The sequence below is a fragment of the Streptomyces sp. CA-251247 genome, from assembly GCF_050952975.1.
Lineage (GTDB): Bacteria > Actinomycetota > Actinomycetes > Streptomycetales > Streptomycetaceae > Streptomyces > Streptomyces achmelvichensis.
The window spans coordinates 2,761,411-2,776,226 of sequence record NZ_CP191861.1 but is presented as its reverse complement, the minus strand read 5'-3'; the positions used below and the strand labels follow the sequence as shown (position 1 = coordinate 2,776,226).

The 14,816-nt window shown below is 69.9% G+C and carries 12 protein-coding genes, 2 tRNA genes and 1 pseudogene; 11 read left to right on the top strand and 4 right to left on the bottom strand.

Features of this window, described 5'->3' with window-relative positions; translation table 11 throughout:
* Window positions 1-223: 223 nt before the first annotated feature.
* Window positions 224-1,312 carry a M48 family metallopeptidase gene (locus tag ACQPWZ_RS12200; RefSeq protein WP_433571327.1) on the bottom strand — a complete coding sequence of 363 codons (1,089 nt, stop codon included), beginning with the start codon at window positions 1,310-1,312 and terminating at the stop codon, window positions 224-226.
* Between the two features lie 133 nt (window positions 1,313-1,445).
* Here ACQPWZ_RS12200 and ACQPWZ_RS12195 point away from each other — a divergent pair, with 133 nt between their 5' ends.
* From ACQPWZ_RS12195 to ACQPWZ_RS12155, 9 genes are all read left to right on the top strand, one after another.
* Window positions 1,446-1,610, top strand: coding sequence for a hypothetical protein (locus ACQPWZ_RS12195; RefSeq protein WP_340473068.1), 165 nt, complete (start codon window positions 1,446-1,448; stop codon window positions 1,608-1,610).
* A gap of 137 nt (window positions 1,611-1,747) precedes the next feature.
* Complete coding sequence (locus tag ACQPWZ_RS12190; RefSeq protein WP_340473067.1) at window positions 1,748-1,909, top strand: hypothetical protein; 162 nt, start codon at window positions 1,748-1,750, stop codon at window positions 1,907-1,909.
* A gap of 38 nt (window positions 1,910-1,947) precedes the next feature.
* On the top strand, window positions 1,948-2,571 hold the full coding sequence (gene nadD, locus ACQPWZ_RS12185; RefSeq protein ID WP_313946362.1) for a nicotinate-nucleotide adenylyltransferase: 624 nt from the start codon (window positions 1,948-1,950) through the stop codon (window positions 2,569-2,571).
* A gap of 19 nt (window positions 2,572-2,590) precedes the next feature.
* A complete protein-coding gene (locus tag ACQPWZ_RS12180; RefSeq protein WP_433571326.1) occupies window positions 2,591-4,330 on the top strand; it encodes an LCP family protein in 1,740 nt (579 codons plus the stop codon).
* A gap of 142 nt (window positions 4,331-4,472) precedes the next feature.
* Complete coding sequence (gene rsfS, locus ACQPWZ_RS12175; protein WP_327686882.1) at window positions 4,473-4,904, top strand: ribosome silencing factor; 432 nt, start codon at window positions 4,473-4,475, stop codon at window positions 4,902-4,904.
* The gene (locus ACQPWZ_RS12170) at window positions 4,901-5,563 is read left to right on the top strand and encodes a histidine phosphatase family protein (RefSeq protein ID WP_340477836.1); all 663 of its coding nucleotides are present in this window, start codon (window positions 4,901-4,903) and stop codon (window positions 5,561-5,563) included. The genes rsfS and ACQPWZ_RS12170 overlap by 4 nt, the downstream gene beginning before the upstream one ends.
* Before the next feature lie 172 nt (window positions 5,564-5,735).
* Window positions 5,736-5,808, top strand: a tRNA-Ala gene (locus tag ACQPWZ_RS12165).
* A 512-nt stretch (window positions 5,809-6,320) separates the two neighbouring features.
* On the top strand, window positions 6,321-6,485 hold the full coding sequence (locus ACQPWZ_RS12160) for a hypothetical protein (protein ID WP_340473065.1): 165 nt from the start codon (window positions 6,321-6,323) through the stop codon (window positions 6,483-6,485).
* A gap of 3 nt (window positions 6,486-6,488) precedes the next feature.
* Window positions 6,489-6,722 carry a hypothetical protein gene (locus ACQPWZ_RS12155; RefSeq protein ID WP_030494108.1) on the top strand — a complete coding sequence of 78 codons (234 nt, stop codon included), beginning with the start codon at window positions 6,489-6,491 and terminating at the stop codon, window positions 6,720-6,722.
* On the opposite strand, the pseudogene ACQPWZ_RS12150 reads toward ACQPWZ_RS12155, so the two are convergent.
* A pseudogene (locus tag ACQPWZ_RS12150) lies at window positions 6,703-7,893 on the bottom strand (glycosyltransferase 87 family protein); the annotation flags it as partial. The gene ACQPWZ_RS12155 and the pseudogene ACQPWZ_RS12150 sit on opposite strands and share 20 nt — an antisense overlap.
* A gap of 99 nt (window positions 7,894-7,992) precedes the next feature.
* Between ACQPWZ_RS12150 and ACQPWZ_RS12145 the strand changes: the two are divergent.
* Window positions 7,993-8,065: transfer RNA gene (locus ACQPWZ_RS12145), tRNA-Ala, on the top strand.
* Window positions 8,066-8,211: 146 nt separating this feature from the next.
* Here the strand turns inward: ACQPWZ_RS12145 and ACQPWZ_RS12140 are convergent.
* Together ACQPWZ_RS12140 and ACQPWZ_RS12135 are read right to left on the bottom strand one after the other, a co-directional pair.
* Window positions 8,212-9,798 carry a ferredoxin gene (locus ACQPWZ_RS12140; RefSeq protein WP_340473064.1) on the bottom strand — a complete coding sequence of 529 codons (1,587 nt, stop codon included), beginning with the start codon at window positions 9,796-9,798 and terminating at the stop codon, window positions 8,212-8,214.
* Window positions 9,795-11,267 (bottom strand): hypothetical protein, encoded by a 1,473-nt coding sequence (locus ACQPWZ_RS12135; RefSeq protein WP_405569627.1) that lies wholly within the window; start codon window positions 11,265-11,267, stop codon window positions 9,795-9,797. The genes ACQPWZ_RS12140 and ACQPWZ_RS12135 overlap by 4 nt, the downstream gene beginning before the upstream one ends.
* 612 nt (window positions 11,268-11,879) lie before the next feature.
* On the opposite strand from ACQPWZ_RS12135, the gene leuS reads away from it, so the two are divergent.
* Window positions 11,880-14,735: a leucine--tRNA ligase gene (gene leuS / locus ACQPWZ_RS12130; protein WP_383236546.1), complete on the top strand. Its 2,856-nt coding sequence runs from the start codon at window positions 11,880-11,882 to the stop codon at window positions 14,733-14,735.
* Window positions 14,736-14,816: the final 81 nt, after the last annotated feature.

The window sequence follows — 14,816 nt, the reverse complement described above, 5'->3', positions numbered from 1 at the left end:
GCTCTCCGGGCCGGCTCGACTCCGGGCACGCGCTCTCCCGGCGTCGGCGTCGGCAGGCCTCCAGGCGCCGGCTCCGAGGGCCCACTCGACTCAGGTACCGACTCCGAGGGCGGTCCGGGCGCGGGCCCCGTTGCGGCGCCAGGTCCGGACCCCCGGCCACCATCCGGTCCGTCTCCTGCCCGTCCCCGTCCCCGTCCCGTCGCCCCCGCTCGGTCGACCGGCGTCAGGCCTCGGCGCCGCCGGCGCCGGTTCCCTTGGTGTCGCTCGAACCCGAGCCGCCGCCCGAGCCGTTCGCCCCGGTGAACTTGTCGCGGAGCTTCCCGCCCAGGTCGCCCGCACCGCCGGCTATGTCGCCGACCAGCTTCATCAGCGGATCCTTGCTCGTCCGCACCGTGTCCGCGTAGTGCGAAGCGGACTCGCGGAACGAGTCGGCGACCGAGGCGTCCTTGTCCTCGTCGCGCCGCGGGTAGTGGCCGTCCATGATCCGCTGGTAGTCGCGGCTCTCGGCCCACTTTTTCAGCTCGGCCGCGCGGACCGTGGTGAAGGGGTGCGACCGGGGCAGCACATTCAGGATCTTCAGCACGGAGTCGCGCAGGTCGCCGCCGGCCTCGTACTCCTCGGCCTGCTGGAGGAAGGCGTCGACGTTCATCTCGTGCAGATGGTTGCCACCGGCGATCTTCATCAGGCCGCGCATCGACGCCTGAAGGTCCTGACCGACGAGCAGTCCGGCCCGGTCGGCGGAGAGCTCCGACTTGCGGAACCACTCGCGCAGCGCAGTCACGATCGCCATGATCGCCACATTGCCGAGCGGGATCCACGCGACCTTCAGTGCCAGGCCCGTGAGGAACAGCAGGATGGTGCGGTACACGGAGTGGCCGGAGAGGGCATGGCCCACCTCGTGGCCCACGACCGCCCGCATCTCCTCCTCGTCCAGCAGCTCCACCAGACCGGTGGTCACCACGATGATCGGCTCGTCCAGGCCGATGCACATGGCATTGGGCTTCGGGTCCTGCGCCACATACATCGACGGGACCTTCTCCAGGTCCAGGATGTAGCAGGCGTCCCGCAGCATGGTGTTGAGGTGCGCGAACTGGGCGTCGCTCACCCGCACCGAGTCGGAGAGGAACAGCAGCCGCAGGCTGCGCTCCGGCAGAAGCCCGCTCAGCGCCTTGAAGACGGTGTCGAAGCCGCTCAGCTTGCGCAGGGCGACCAGCGCGGAGCGGTCCGCGGGATGTTCGTACGCCCGAGAAGAGATGCCCGCGAAGCGCTTGCGCTGCCTGCTCGGCACGTTCTCGTGATTGCTTTCGCTCATTCAAGCCCCCTGTTGACCTGATGGTCCGCGTTACGAATCGTTCGCTCGTCCCCCTGACGGACCCCAGCGTAGGTGCTGGGATTACCGTGTGCCGGGGGCTGTGGACAACTTCGGAGTCAGGAGTGCACCCGACATGCCGGACACCGCCGCACTGCTCGCCGCAGCGGCCGGGCAGCAGGGACCGGGCAACACCCTGCGCGTGGCCCTGATCGCGTCGATCGTCGGAGCCGCACTGCTCGCCTGGTTCCTGTTGCGCGGCTACCGCGGAAACGGCGCCGACGACACCGAGAACGACTGAGTCGGCGTGAGCGTGCCCGGGTGGCCCGCATACGATGTGCCCGAAGTCTCTTCGCTCTGTTTCCGATGTCCCCGCTGTTCCCCTGTTTGTTCCGAATCCCGAGCTCCGACTCCCGATCGATAAGGGTCCTGCTGAAGATGAGCCTCGCCAGCACCGCCGCCAACCTGGTCACTCTCGCCGAGGGCGCCGAGCACGGCGGCAACCACGAGAGCCTCAGTCCGTATCTCACCGGTGGCGGCGCCTTCCTCGCGCTGCTTCTGCTGCTGTGGATCACCACCCGCTTCAACCGCGACCGCTGAGGCCTGGCCGGCCGGAGGTGCCAGTAGGCTCTGCACGCATGGGAGAGCAGGAAGTGGCTACGGGTTCCGGTTCCGGCAGGCGTCGACTCGGCGTCATGGGCGGAACCTTCGACCCGATCCACCACGGACACCTGGTGGCCGCCAGTGAGGTGGCCTCCCTGTTCCACCTGGACGAAGTCGTCTTCGTGCCGACCGGACAGCCGTGGCAGAAGGGTCACAAGGTGGTGTCCCCGCCCGAGGACCGCTACCTCATGACGGTCATCGCCACGGCGTCCAACCCGCAGTTCTCCGTGAGCCGGATCGACATCGACCGGCCGGGGCCGACGTACACGATCGACACCCTGCGGGATCTGAGCAATCTCAACGCCGACGCGGATCTGTTCTTCATCACCGGCGCCGACGCCCTCTCCCAGATCCTCGGGTGGCGCGACGCCTCCGAGCTGTTCTCGCTCGCCCATTTCATCGGAGTGACCCGGCCGGGACACGATCTGACGGACGACGGGCTGCCCGAGGGCGGAGTCTCCCTGGTGGAGATTCCGGCGCTGGCGATTTCCTCGACCGACTGCCGGGCGAGAGTCGTGAAGGGCGATCCGGTCTGGTACCTGGTGCCGGACGGTGTGGTGCGCTATATCGACAAGCGCCAGTTGTACCGCGGCGAATGAGCCACGGAGAGGGGCACCGGTGAACGACCAGCAGAATCCTTACGACCCGTACTACCAGCAGCCGCAGATCATCGGCTACGACGAGTACGGGCAGCCGGTCTACCAGCAGCCCCAGCAGTACGACCCTTACGCGCAGCAGCAAACGCAGCACACTCAGCAACAGCCCTCCCAGCAGCAGCACCCTCAGCAGCAGGGCGGCGAGCAGGGATACGGGTACGACCCGTACGCGGAGTACCAGCAGCAGGGCACGGCACAGCCCCCGTCGTACGACCCCTACGCCCAGGCCCCCCAGCAGCAACAGAACCGGGCCGGGCAGGGGTACGGCTACGACGGATACGGCTACGGATACGACACGGGGCAGCAGCCCGCGGCCGTCGACACCACGCAGCAGTGGACCGTTCCGCAGCAGCAGCCGTCCCCCGAGCCGCCCACCAGGACCGCGCCGGAGCCCGAGGCGGCGCCCGAGCCGGGTGTGCCCGGTCAGCGCAGGCCCGACGACGACCGGGACTACCGCACCGAACAGTTCTCCTTCATCGAGGAGCCCGACGAGGACTCCGAAGATGTCATCGACTGGCTGAAGTTCACCGAGAGCCGCTCCGAGCGGCGCGAGGAGGCCAAGCGCCGCGGCCGCAACCGCGTCGTGGGCCTCGTCGTCGCCCTGGCGCTCGTCGTCGTGGGCGGAGTCGGCTACCTCTGGTACGCGGGCAAGATCCCCGGACTCTCGGACGGCGAGAAGGGGAACACCGCCGCCGCCGGCCCGCAGAAGCGCGACGTCATCGTGGTGCATCTGCACAACACCAAGAAGCAGGGCACCTCGACGGCTCTCCTCGTCGACAACGTCACGACCAAGCAGGGAACCACCGTCCTCCTCCCCAACTCCCTCTCGGTCGGCAACGACGACGGGACCACCACCACGCTCGGCAAGTCCGTGGAGGACGACGGCTCGACGGGCACCCGCGACGCCGTCGGCTCCCTCCTCGGCGCGAAGATCACCGGCACCTGGCGCCTCGACACCCCGTATCTCGAGAATCTGGTGGAGCTGGTCGGCACGATCGACCTGACCACCGACGCGCAGGTGCCCGGCGCCAAGAAGGGCGAGGCGCCGCTCGTGAAGAAGGGTGAGAACCAGACCCTGAACGGGCGGGCGGCCGTTGCCTACGCCACCTACCTGGCACCCGGCGAGGCCGAGGCCAAGCAGTTGCAGCGCTTCGGCCAGGTGATGCAGGCCGTACTGAAGAAGTTCCCCGACGAGCCGGGCTCCGCGACCGTCACGGTGGAGACGCTGGCGCAGATCCTCGATCCGTCGCTGACCGAGAAGGACCTCGGCGCATCGCTCGCCAAGCTCGCCGAGCGCGCCAAGGGCGGCGACTACAAGACCGCCCTGTTGCCGGTCCAGGAGGACGGCACACTCACGCAGCAGGCGTCCAGCAGCGTCGTCAAGGACATCCTGGGCGGCTCGGTGACCGCGCCCGACAAGGACGCGGCCGTACGGGTCGGCATCAAGAACGGCACAGGGGACACCTCGGCCACCGAGACCGCCCGGATCTCCCTGGTCAACGGCGGCTACTCGGTCCTCGACAGCGGCAAGGCGGACACCGAGTCCACCTCGGCGGTCACCTACGCGGACGCGGCGCAGAAGGCCAAGGCCGTCGAGGTCGCCAAGACGCTCGGACTGCCGGAGAGCTCGGTGAAGAAGGGCGCAGCCACGGCGAACGCCGACGTCACCGTCGTCCTCGGCCAGGACTTCGAGAAGGACTGACGCGCGCACGGCCCGACGGGGCCGTGCCCGACCGGGGGACGCCCGGGGTGACGCGATGATCACGACGTGATGATCACGGCGTGGGCTGTCGGTGGTCCGTGAGACCCTTGTCAGGTATCAGACCGCCGACGAAAGCCTGCTTGTGACCGCCACGGACCGCTCCATCGAGCTCGTCAGCCTCGCCGCCCAGGCGGCGGCCGACCGGCTCGCGCACGACATCATCGCCTACGACGTCAGCGACGTGCTGTCGATCACCGACGCCTTCCTGCTCGCGTCCGCCCCCAACGACCGCCAGGTCAAGTCGATCGTCGACGAGATCGAGGAGCGGCTGAACAAGGAGCTCGGAGCGAAGCCGGTCCGTCGTGAGGGGGACCGCGACGCCCGCTGGATCCTTCTCGACTACGTCGACATCGTGGTGCACGTCCAGCACAGCGAGGAGCGTGTCTTCTACGCCCTGGAGCGGCTGTGGAAGGACTGCCCCGAGCTGCCGCTGCCCGATGACGCGCTGAAGACCCGCGGCAAGGCCGACGAGCACGCCCGGCTCACCGGCGACCCGGAAGGTGAGCTGAGCTGAACGGCACGGATCCCCGCAAGCGCGCCACAGGTCGCCGTGTCGTCCTGTGGCGACACGGTCAGACCGCGTGGAACCTGGAGCGACGCTTCCAGGGCACCACGGACATCGAGCTGACCGAGGACGGTGTCGCCCAGGCGCGCCGGGCCGCCCGGCTGCTGGCCTCGCTGAAGCCCGACGCGATCATCTCCTCGGACCTCCAGCGCGCCGCCGCGACGGCTGCCGAGCTGGCCGAGATCACCGTTCTCGACATCTCGTACGACGCCGCTCTGCGGGAGACCTACGCCGGTGTCTGGCAGGGGCTCACCCACGAGGAGATCGTCGCGCAGTACGGCGAGCAGTACGCGGCCTGGAAGCGTGGCGAGCCCGTGCGCCGCGGTGGCGGCGAGCTGGAGTCCGAGGTGGCCGACCGGGCCGCTCCCGTGGTGCTTCACCACGCGGAGAAGCTCCCGGAGAACGGCACCCTGGTCGTCGTCAGCCACGGCGGCACGATCCGCACGACGATCGGCCGGCTGCTGGGCCTGGAGTCGCACCACTGGGAGAGCCTCGGCGGCCTCTCCAACTGCTGCTGGTCGGTGGTCGGCGAGGGCGCGCGCGGCTGGCGGCTGCTGGAGCACAACGCCGGCACCCTCCCCGAGCCGGTCCTCGGCGACGACGACTGACCCACCGCGAATGGGGCCCGGGCGACGACGTGCGGCCCCTGTGGACGGGTCCGTCGTGGCCATGACCGGCCGGCCGGTCCGGCCTCCGGGCCCCCGGCCCCCGGATTTCACTTTCCGGCAGGTCGCAGGCTAAAGTTCTTCTTGTTCGCAGCGCGGAGCGCGAAGAACACGCGGGGCTATAGCTCAGTTGGTAGAGCGCCTGCATGGCATGCAGGAGGTCAGGAGTTCAATTCTCCTTAGCTCCACAATCCGGATCCCGTCCTCGTCCGAGGGCGGGATTTCGCGTTTCCCCGAGACCCCGGTCTGCCCGCGGGCGTCCGACGGGCACACATCTCTGCACGGCATGATCACCACTCCGTGGACTCCCCGCGCACACCGGGCAGTTGGCCGGCTCCGGCTGCCGGCGGGTGCGAACGAGACGCTGCTTCGTGCCGACACTTGTGCAAAGCGCCCTTGTGCGGGGCGGGTTCGCGCTCCCCGCGCGGGCGTCCGTGGCCGGCCGCGCCACGGCGAAACGGAAGCGACGGCGGCCCTCTTCCGTACGCCACCGCCCTGGGCGCCGGAGCGGGCCTCGCGCCCGCCCACGGCCCCGCACTCGCCCGCGCACTCGCCGCCGTGCGGCAGGAAGAAGCGGCGTACGCGGTGATCTTGCGCTCTGTGGCCGGTCTCGTACGCAAACGCCGCTGACCCCCTTGCCATGCCGTGGCAGAATCGGACGGCCGGAGGGGACACCGGCCAGGATGGGAAGGAGAGCACAATGTCCGCCAGCAGGAGCAAGGAGGCCGATGACCTGCTTGCCGCGGCGGAGATACGCGCTCTCCTCAGCTGCCCTTCCTGCGGATCGGCGCATGTTGCCCAGGTCCTCGGCGACAACGGCGGAGTTTCTTACGTGTGCACGTCCTGCGGCCACAGCTGGAGCTGAGTGATGGGTGCACACAGGCGTAAATGCGACTGGTGCGGCAGTGGTACGCCCATCGTCCGGGACATGGATCCGGTCAATCCTGATTACCAGTACTGGTGCGAGGAGTGCGCGCGGGCGCTGATCATAAAGGGCGACCCGATCGAGACGTACCGGGAACTGGAAGGCGAGCCGATCTACGGCCGACTTCTCGACGAGCACTGCACACTGAAGCGGTTCTACTCGTTCGCCACAGCGTGACCGCGGCTGCCGCGGCCGCCAGCGCATAGAGCGCCGAGAGGGCCATCTGGCCACTGTTCTGGCCGAGTTCGGGCCGGTGCTCGCCGTGCGGCACCCACCACAGCGCGTACGAGCAGAACACCAGCCCCACCGTCGCCGCCCATCCCGTCCTGCCGCACGCCGCGAGCGCGAGCACCAGAGGCACGCACCAGACCCAGTGGTGCGACCAGGAGACAGGACTGATCAGCAGCGCGGTCACCCCGACGATGACGACCGCGCAGGCGTGGTTCTCCCGCCGTGCGGCGCTCACGGCCATGGCGAGGCCCGCCGCGGCGACGAGAGCGGCTGTCAGAGGCCACCACGGCCCCGGATCGGGTGTGTGCAGCAGTCGCGAGAGCACCCCGCGCAGCGACTGGTTGGCCGTGTCCTCGGCGTGGCCCACCCGGCCGGCCGCGAACACCGCCGACGTCCAGTAGCGCCGCGAGTCGTGGGGGAGGAGCAGCGCGGTCGCGAGCGTGGCACCGAAGAAGGCCGCCGCCGCGGTCGCCGCCTGCCGCAGCCACATGCTCCGTCCCGTCCGGCGGGCCAGAGCCACCGCCGTGATCAGTGCGAACACGGCGAAGAGCGCGGGTGTGAGCTTCACCGCGGCGGCGAGGCCGATACCGACGCCCGCCCACCGGGACCCCGCTCGGCGGGTGACGTCCCACAGCACTGCGACCGCCAGCAGCAGATTGACCTGGCCGTATCGCAGCGTCGTCCACACCGGCTCGCACCACACGGCGGCCGCGGCCACCCACAGCGTGCCCGTGCGCCGGTCGGCGTGCGGGTGGGTGAGGCGCAGCGACAGTGCGGCGAGTGCGACGAGCAGCAGCAGATTCCCCGCCGTGACCAGAGCGCGCATCTCCGGGACGCCGACCAGCGTGAGCGGGGTGAACAGCAGGGCGGCGAACGGCGGATACGTCATGGGCAGGCCAGCCTCGGTGACGCGCAGCGCGTAGAGGTCGGCCCCCTGCCGTACGGCCGTCCCCTCGGCCCGGTAGACGAGCAGGTCGATCATCGAGACGCCGGCCGCACGCTGGGCCGCCCAGAAGGCCGCGAACGAGAGCAGACAGACCGACGCGGCCGTGAGGGTGTGGCGGCGGGCACGGAGCAGCGCGATCACGGTCACGAAGGGGGACGTTACCGCCCTCATCCGTGCAGACCGGAAAGGATTTGGTGAAGCGCTGTGGAGGGCGTTAATGTTGTCGACGTCGCCGCGGGGGAAACCCTCGATCAAGGCGGCACATCGCACGGGGCTATAGCTCAGTTGGTAGAGCGCCTGCATGGCATGCAGGAGGTCAGGAGTTCAATTCTCCTTAGCTCCACAGAACGATCATTCGGAAGATCCCGCCAGGCCGTCACGGCCGGCGGGATCTTCTGTTGTGCGGGACTTCTCGTCCGCTTGTCCGGGTGAGTGACGAGAAGGGAGCGGGCGACCCGATCGGGTCGCCCGCTCCCTTTCTCCCGTCCGTCAACCGCGGCCGCTGCCGAGGGCCTTGCGGTTCGGAGCGGGCAGCTCGGCCCGGGCCTTCGGAGCCGGAGCCGCCGTCTGCTCGATGCGCATCGCCAGCGCCGGGCACCGTCGTACGGCCCGCTCCGCGCGCCCGCGCATGTGCATCGGAACGACCGCGTCGGCCACCGACGGATAGCCGTCGGGGTTGAGCCGGATCAGCTCCGGGATGATGTCCGCGCAGAGCCCGTGGCCCTGGCACAGCGTCCAGTCGATGAAGACCTTCTCGCCGCTCGGGATCGACTCTTCGGCCTCCTCGTACCCGGGCAGCGGAAGCGGCAGCACACCGGTCGTCTCGCGGCCGCAGCCGCCGTGGAGCACGTGGGCCGCCAGATCGTCCGTGAAGGCCGACAGGGTCGAGGCGAAGAACCGCGCCGAACCGTCGGGGTGCTTGCACGCACCGCGGCCCTTCACGGCCTGCGTCACCTCGCGCAGCGCCTCCAGGGCGGCCGGGCCGCCGCCGTTCATGACGTCCGCCAGACCGCCGGCCGCGGCGGGCAGTCCCAGCTTGCAGGGGCCGCACTGGCCGGCCGTCTCGGCGGCGAGCCAGTTGGCCACCCGCAGCGCCTCGCCCAGCGGACAGGTCTCCGGCCCGATGGGCAGGATGGCTCCCGCGCCCAGCGAGCCGCCCACGGCCGCCAGCGACTCACGCGAGACGACCGATTCGTGGACGGCCACCGAGTCGATCCAGTTGCCGTGGTAGCCGCCGGTCAGGACGCCCTGGGGCAGCGGCGGGGCGCCCGCGAGCTGGAGGACGTACCGCAGGGGGACACCCGTGGGGACCTCGACGACCATGGGGCGCGCCACCGCGCCGGAGATGGTGAGCATGACCGTGCCGGGCTCCGAGCCCACGCCGGTGTTGCTGTAGCGGCGGGATCCGATACGGGCGCCGATGGCGAGCTGCGCGAACGTCTCCGCGTTGGACAGCAGGGTCGGGGCGCCGCCGACGCCGGTGTCGGACGCGCGCTCACGGCGGCCGGGCGGCAGGGCGGGGCCGCCGTTGACCGCGCGGATGACCGAGGAGGCCTCACCGGAGACCATGCGCTCGGGCGTGCGGACGATGCGTGCGCGCAGCTGCTGTCCACGCCGGTCGGACAGACCGCGCTCGGCGAGAGCCGCGCGCATCGACATCTCCGTGGAGTTGCGGGTCACCGCGACGACCAGGGTGCGTGCCCCGAGCGCCTCGGCCGCCAGCAGCGCCCCGTCCAGGATCAGATGGGGAGCGCGGTTGAGCAGAACGGTGTCCTTGCGGCAGGCCGGCTCGCCCTCACTGCCGTTCACCACGACGACGGGCCGCACCCCGCGCCGGATGGCGGACTTGGCCACGGCACGCAGCTTCTGGCCGAAGGGGAATCCCGCGCCGCCTCGGCCGCGCAGGGTTATCTCCTCGGCGAGCTGGGCGAGCCGCTCGCCGGTCATCGGTTCCAGCGGACCGTGCACCTTGAGGTGCATCTGGAGATCGAGGCGCTCGACCAGGTCGAACCCCTGGGTCAGCTGGGGAAGGCCGACGACGCGGACCTCGGGGACATCGGGGAGGGGGGCGTTCAAGGTCGGTCTCCTGCGGGCGCGTTCCAGGGCTCTCCGGCCGGAGGCGGAAAGAGCGGTCCGGGCATCGCTTGGGTTTCGTCGTACGTGGTGGGATTACCGGTGTCGTACGGGGAGGGAGTTGCTTCGTACGGGGACGTGGCGGGCGGGTCGTAGAGAGGGCTCTCGTAGGTCGGGGTGGTGAACGACCCGGAGCCGTAGGACGGGGTGGGGAAGGTCCCCGTGTCGTACGCCGGCGCGGTGAACGAGCCGGTGTCGTACGTCGGGGTGGGGACGGAGCCGGTGTCGTAGGACGGGGTCGGGAAGGACCCGGTGTCGTAGGCCGGCCCGGGCGGGGGTGCGGCGGCGGCCGGGGTGCCGAAGGCCGTGGGGTCGTACGCGGGGGTGTCGTACGACGGGGTGGCGGGCGGCGGAACCGGCTCGGCCGGATAGGCCTGGGCGGGCCGAGGGGGCGAGGGGGTCGGCCACATGCCCGGGGCGGGGCCGTCCTCCGACACCACCGGTATCTCCTCGGTCATGGGGATGCGCTCGGCGAGCGGGGCGTTCGGATCGCCCCCGAGGGACACCGCGCGGTAGGCGGCCGAGATCCCGGTGCCCGCGCCGACACCACCGGCGCCGACGACGGGCTCGGCCTCGGGCGGCGGAGGTGCCTCGTACAGCTGGGGCGAGGGTGCTTCGAGCCGCGGCTGCCTGCGCGGCTGTCCGAACGCGGACTGGCGCTGGAACTCGGCCTCGACCGGGCGCTGCGTGGGAATGCCGTTCATCCGGTTGAGGCCGACCGGCGCGGTCACCCCTGTCGAACCGGGCAGGGGCGAGGTCGCCATGTCCCGCAGCCCCGGCTCCTCGGCGCGGCCGGCGCCCGCACGACGGCCGGTCAGCGCGAGGATCTTGTCGGCGATACGGCGCTGCACCTGACGCGGGAGCAGCCGTACGGACACGGCGCCGGTGACGCTCGCGAGGGCCAGGCAGTACATCGTCGTCACCCAGGTCGCCGCCGGACGGCCGGCGTACAGGCCGTGCATCAGAGCGAAGCACCAGGCCGGATAGGCCAGCATGTGCAGGGCGCGCCAGCGGCCCGCGGCCTTGATGTTGCCTGCCAGGGCGCTGCGCATCGCGCCCGTCGCGCCCGCGATCACCATGAACAGACCGGCCAGTGAGCCCATGCCGATCAGGCCGTCCGTGCCCGTGACGCCCAGCCCGAACGGGATGAGAGCGCCGATCAGTGCCACATGGCCGAGGGACACCTTCACCGTTGCGTGCAGCAGCAGGAAGCCGAGCGAGGCCGTCGCCGTGCCGCGGTGGATCGCCTGGGCGAGCAGCCGGTGGCGCGGGGACAGCAGCAGCCGGTCCGTCGCGATCAGGCCCCACGCGATGGACGCGGTGAGCGAGACCAGCGACAGCACCCCGGTGGTGAAGTCGAGCGCTGCGCGAAAACTGTCACTCCCAAGGATGGCTATCAGCGGTATGAGCACGAACGCAGCGACCGTCAGGCCACCCTGAGTACGTCGGCTGAGGCCGGCACTCGGTGAGGGTGACGATCGGTTGTTGCGACGAGGGTTCATGGGGCGACTCCGAAGGTGCGGGGAATGCGGTCCCGTTGACGCATGCTAAGGCGACCCATACCGAGCGGTACGACGTTTTGGCGTTTAGAGAGCGGAACCACAGGCAACTGACTCTGGGGTTGCCCTGGATAGGGTCGATACGCGGGGTAACCCCAGTGCCTCCCGGGTGGATCGGCGGCTGTCCAGGCGTATGCCGGCATCTCTCGTGACATCTCCCCGCCCTTGTTCGGACCGCCTGTCAGCGGCCAGTCCTGATCCCCGTACGGATAGATACGGAAGGGAACGCCGATTGTCTCTGGTCGGCGACGAGGTCTGCGCCACACAACGGGATCGCTCTCTGCGGTACCCTGACGTCTATGCGTGCCGTACGCCTTCTGCTTAGCCGGCCGCGCTGATCAGTCCCGACGGATGAAAGATCCGGTCGGAATCGGCGCGGCGTCCCCTCCTGTGCGAGGGGATTTTTCATTTCACCCGGGTGATGACAGGGCTCGAGCAGAGACGACCGATGGAGCTTTAAGGATCATGAGCGAGACGAATTCTGCTGCCGAGGTGGCCGCACCGCACCGCTACACCGCTGCGATGGCCGCCGACATCGAGGCACGCTGGCAGGACTTCTGGGACGCCGAGGGTACGTACGAGGCGCCGAACCCCCGCGGCGACCTGGCCGGGGATCCCGCCGTGGCCGCCCGCCCCAAGAAGTTCATCATGGACATGTTCCCCTACCCCTCGGGCGCGGGCCTGCACGTCGGGCACCCCCTGGGCTACATCGCCACGGACGTCTACGCCCGCCATCAGCGGATGACCGGCCACAACGTCCTGCACACCCTGGGCTTCGACGCCTTCGGCCTGCCCGCCGAGCAGTACGCCGTGCAGACCGGCACCCACCCCCGGGTGTCGACCGAGGCCAACATGGAGAACATGAAGGCCCAGCTGCGCCGGCTGGGTCTGGGCCACGACCAGCGCCGGTCCTTCGCGACGATCGACCCGGACTACTACAAGTGGACCCAGTGGATCTTCGTCCAGATCTTCAACTCCTGGTACGACGAGGACGCGAAGAAGGCCCGTCCGATCACCGAGCTGGTGGCGCAGTTCGAGAGCGGTGAGCGGGCCGTTCCGGGCTCCACGCGCGCGTGGAGCGAACTGAGCGCCCTGGAGCGGGCGGACGTGCTGGGTGAGTACCGCCTGGCGTACGCCTCCGACGCGCCCGTCAACTGGTGCCCCGGGCTGGGCACGGTCCTGGCGAACGAGGAAGTCACCTCCGACGGCCGGTCCGAGCGCGGCAACTTCCCCGTTTTCAAGGCCAAGCTGCGCCAGTGGAACATGCGCATCACCGCCTACGCCGACCGGCTGCTGGACGATCTGGACGCGCTGGACTGGCCCGAGGCGATCAAGCTGCAGCAGCGCAACTGGATCGGCCGGTCCGAGGGCGCCCGCGTCGACTTCACGGTCGAGGGCCACAGTGACAAGCCGGTCACGGTCTTCACCACCCGCCCCGACACCCTGTTCGGCGCGACCTACATGGTGCTGGCGCCCGAGCACGGCCTGATCGACTCGATCCTGCCCGCCGAGTGGCCCGAGGGCACCAAGGAGGCCTGGACCGGCGGCGCCGCGACCCCGGCCGACGCCGTGGCCGTGTACCGCAAGCAGGCGCAGACGAAGAGCGACGTCGAGCGGCAGACCGAACACAAGGACAAGACAGGCGTCTTCACCGGCGCGTACGCGCAGAACCCGGTGACCGGCGCCCGCATCCCGGTGTTCGTCGCCGACTACGTGCTGATGGGTTACGGCACCGGCGCGATCATGGCCGTCCCCGGGCAGGACGAGCGGGACTGGGAGTTCGCGGAGGCCTTCGAGCTGCCGATCATCCGTACCGTGCAGCCGCCCGAGGGCTGGGAGGGCGAGGCGTTCACCGGCCAGGGGCCGGCGATCAACTCCTCGAACGACGAGATCTCGCTGAACGGCCTGGACGTCGCCGAGGCCAAGGCCAGGATCACCGGATGGCTGGTCGAGCGCGGCGTCGGTGAGGCCACCGTCAACTTCCGGCTGCGTGACTGGCTGTTCAGCCGCCAGCGGTACTGGGGCGAGCCCTTCCCGATCGTCTACGACGAGGACGGCGTCGCGCACTCGCTGCCGGAGTCGATGCTGCCGCTGGAGCTGCCCGAGGTCGAGGACTACTCGCCGCGGACGTTCGCACCCGACGACGCCGACACCCAGCCCGAGACGCCGCTGTCGCGCAACGAGGACTGGGTCGACGTCACCCTGGACCTGGGCGACGGCCCCCAGCGGTACCGCCGCGAGACCAACACCATGCCCAACTGGGCGGGTTCGTGCTGGTACGAGCTGCGCTACCTGGACCCGCACAACAGCGAGAAGCTGGTCGACCCCGCCATCGAGCAGTACTGGATGGGGCCGCGCGAGGGCATGCCGCACGGCGGCGTCGACCTGTACGTGGGCGGCGCCGAGCACGCCGTACTGCACCTGCTGTACGCGCGGTTCTGGTCGAAGGTGCTGTTCGACCTGGGCCACGTCTCGTCCGCGGAGCCGTTCCACAAGCTGTACAACCAGGGCATGATCCAGGCGTACGTCTACCGGGACAGCCGCGGCTTCCCGGTGCCGGCCACCGAGGTCGAGGAGCGGGACGGCGCGTTCTTCTTCGAGGGTGAGCCGGTAAAGCGCGAGCTGGGCAAGATGGGCAAGTCCCTGAAGAACGCAGTCACTCCGGACGAGATCTCCGCCGAGTACGGTGCCGACACGCTGCGTCTGTACGAGATGGCGATGGGACCGCTGGACGTCTCCCGGCCCTGGGACACCCGGGCCGTCGTCGGTCAGTACCGGCTGCTGCAGCGGCTGTGGCGCAATGTCGTCGACGAGTCCACCGGTGAGGTCACGGTCGTCGACACCGAGGCCGACGAGCCCATGCTGCGTGCGCTGCACAAGGCGATCGACGGAGCCGGTCAGGATCTGGCGGCGCTGCGGTTCAACACCGCGATCGCCAAGATCACCGAGCTGAACAATCACCTGACCAAGGTCGGCGGGCCGCTGCCGCGCAGCGTCGCCGAGGCGCTGGTGCTGCTGATCGCCCCGCTGGCCCCGCACATCGCGGAGGAGCTGTGGCGCCGGCTGGGACACACCGACTCGGTCGTGCACCAGGCGTTCCCGGTCGCGGACCCGGCGTACGTCGTCGACGAGTCGGTGACCTGCGTCGTGCAGATCAAGGGCAAGGTGAAGGCGAGGCTGGAGGTCTCCCCGTCGATCTCGGACGAGGAACTGGAGGCGCTGGCACTGGGTGACGCGGCGGTGGTCGCGGCGCTGGACGGCGCCGGAATCCGCAAGGTGATCGTGCGGGCGCCGAAGCTGGTCAACATCGTTCCTGCCTAGTCCTCCTTTCGAGGGGTTTCGCGGGGGCTGCGGGGCATCCCCTACGGGCAGGTTGGGGGTTCCGATGGAACCCTCGGCCTG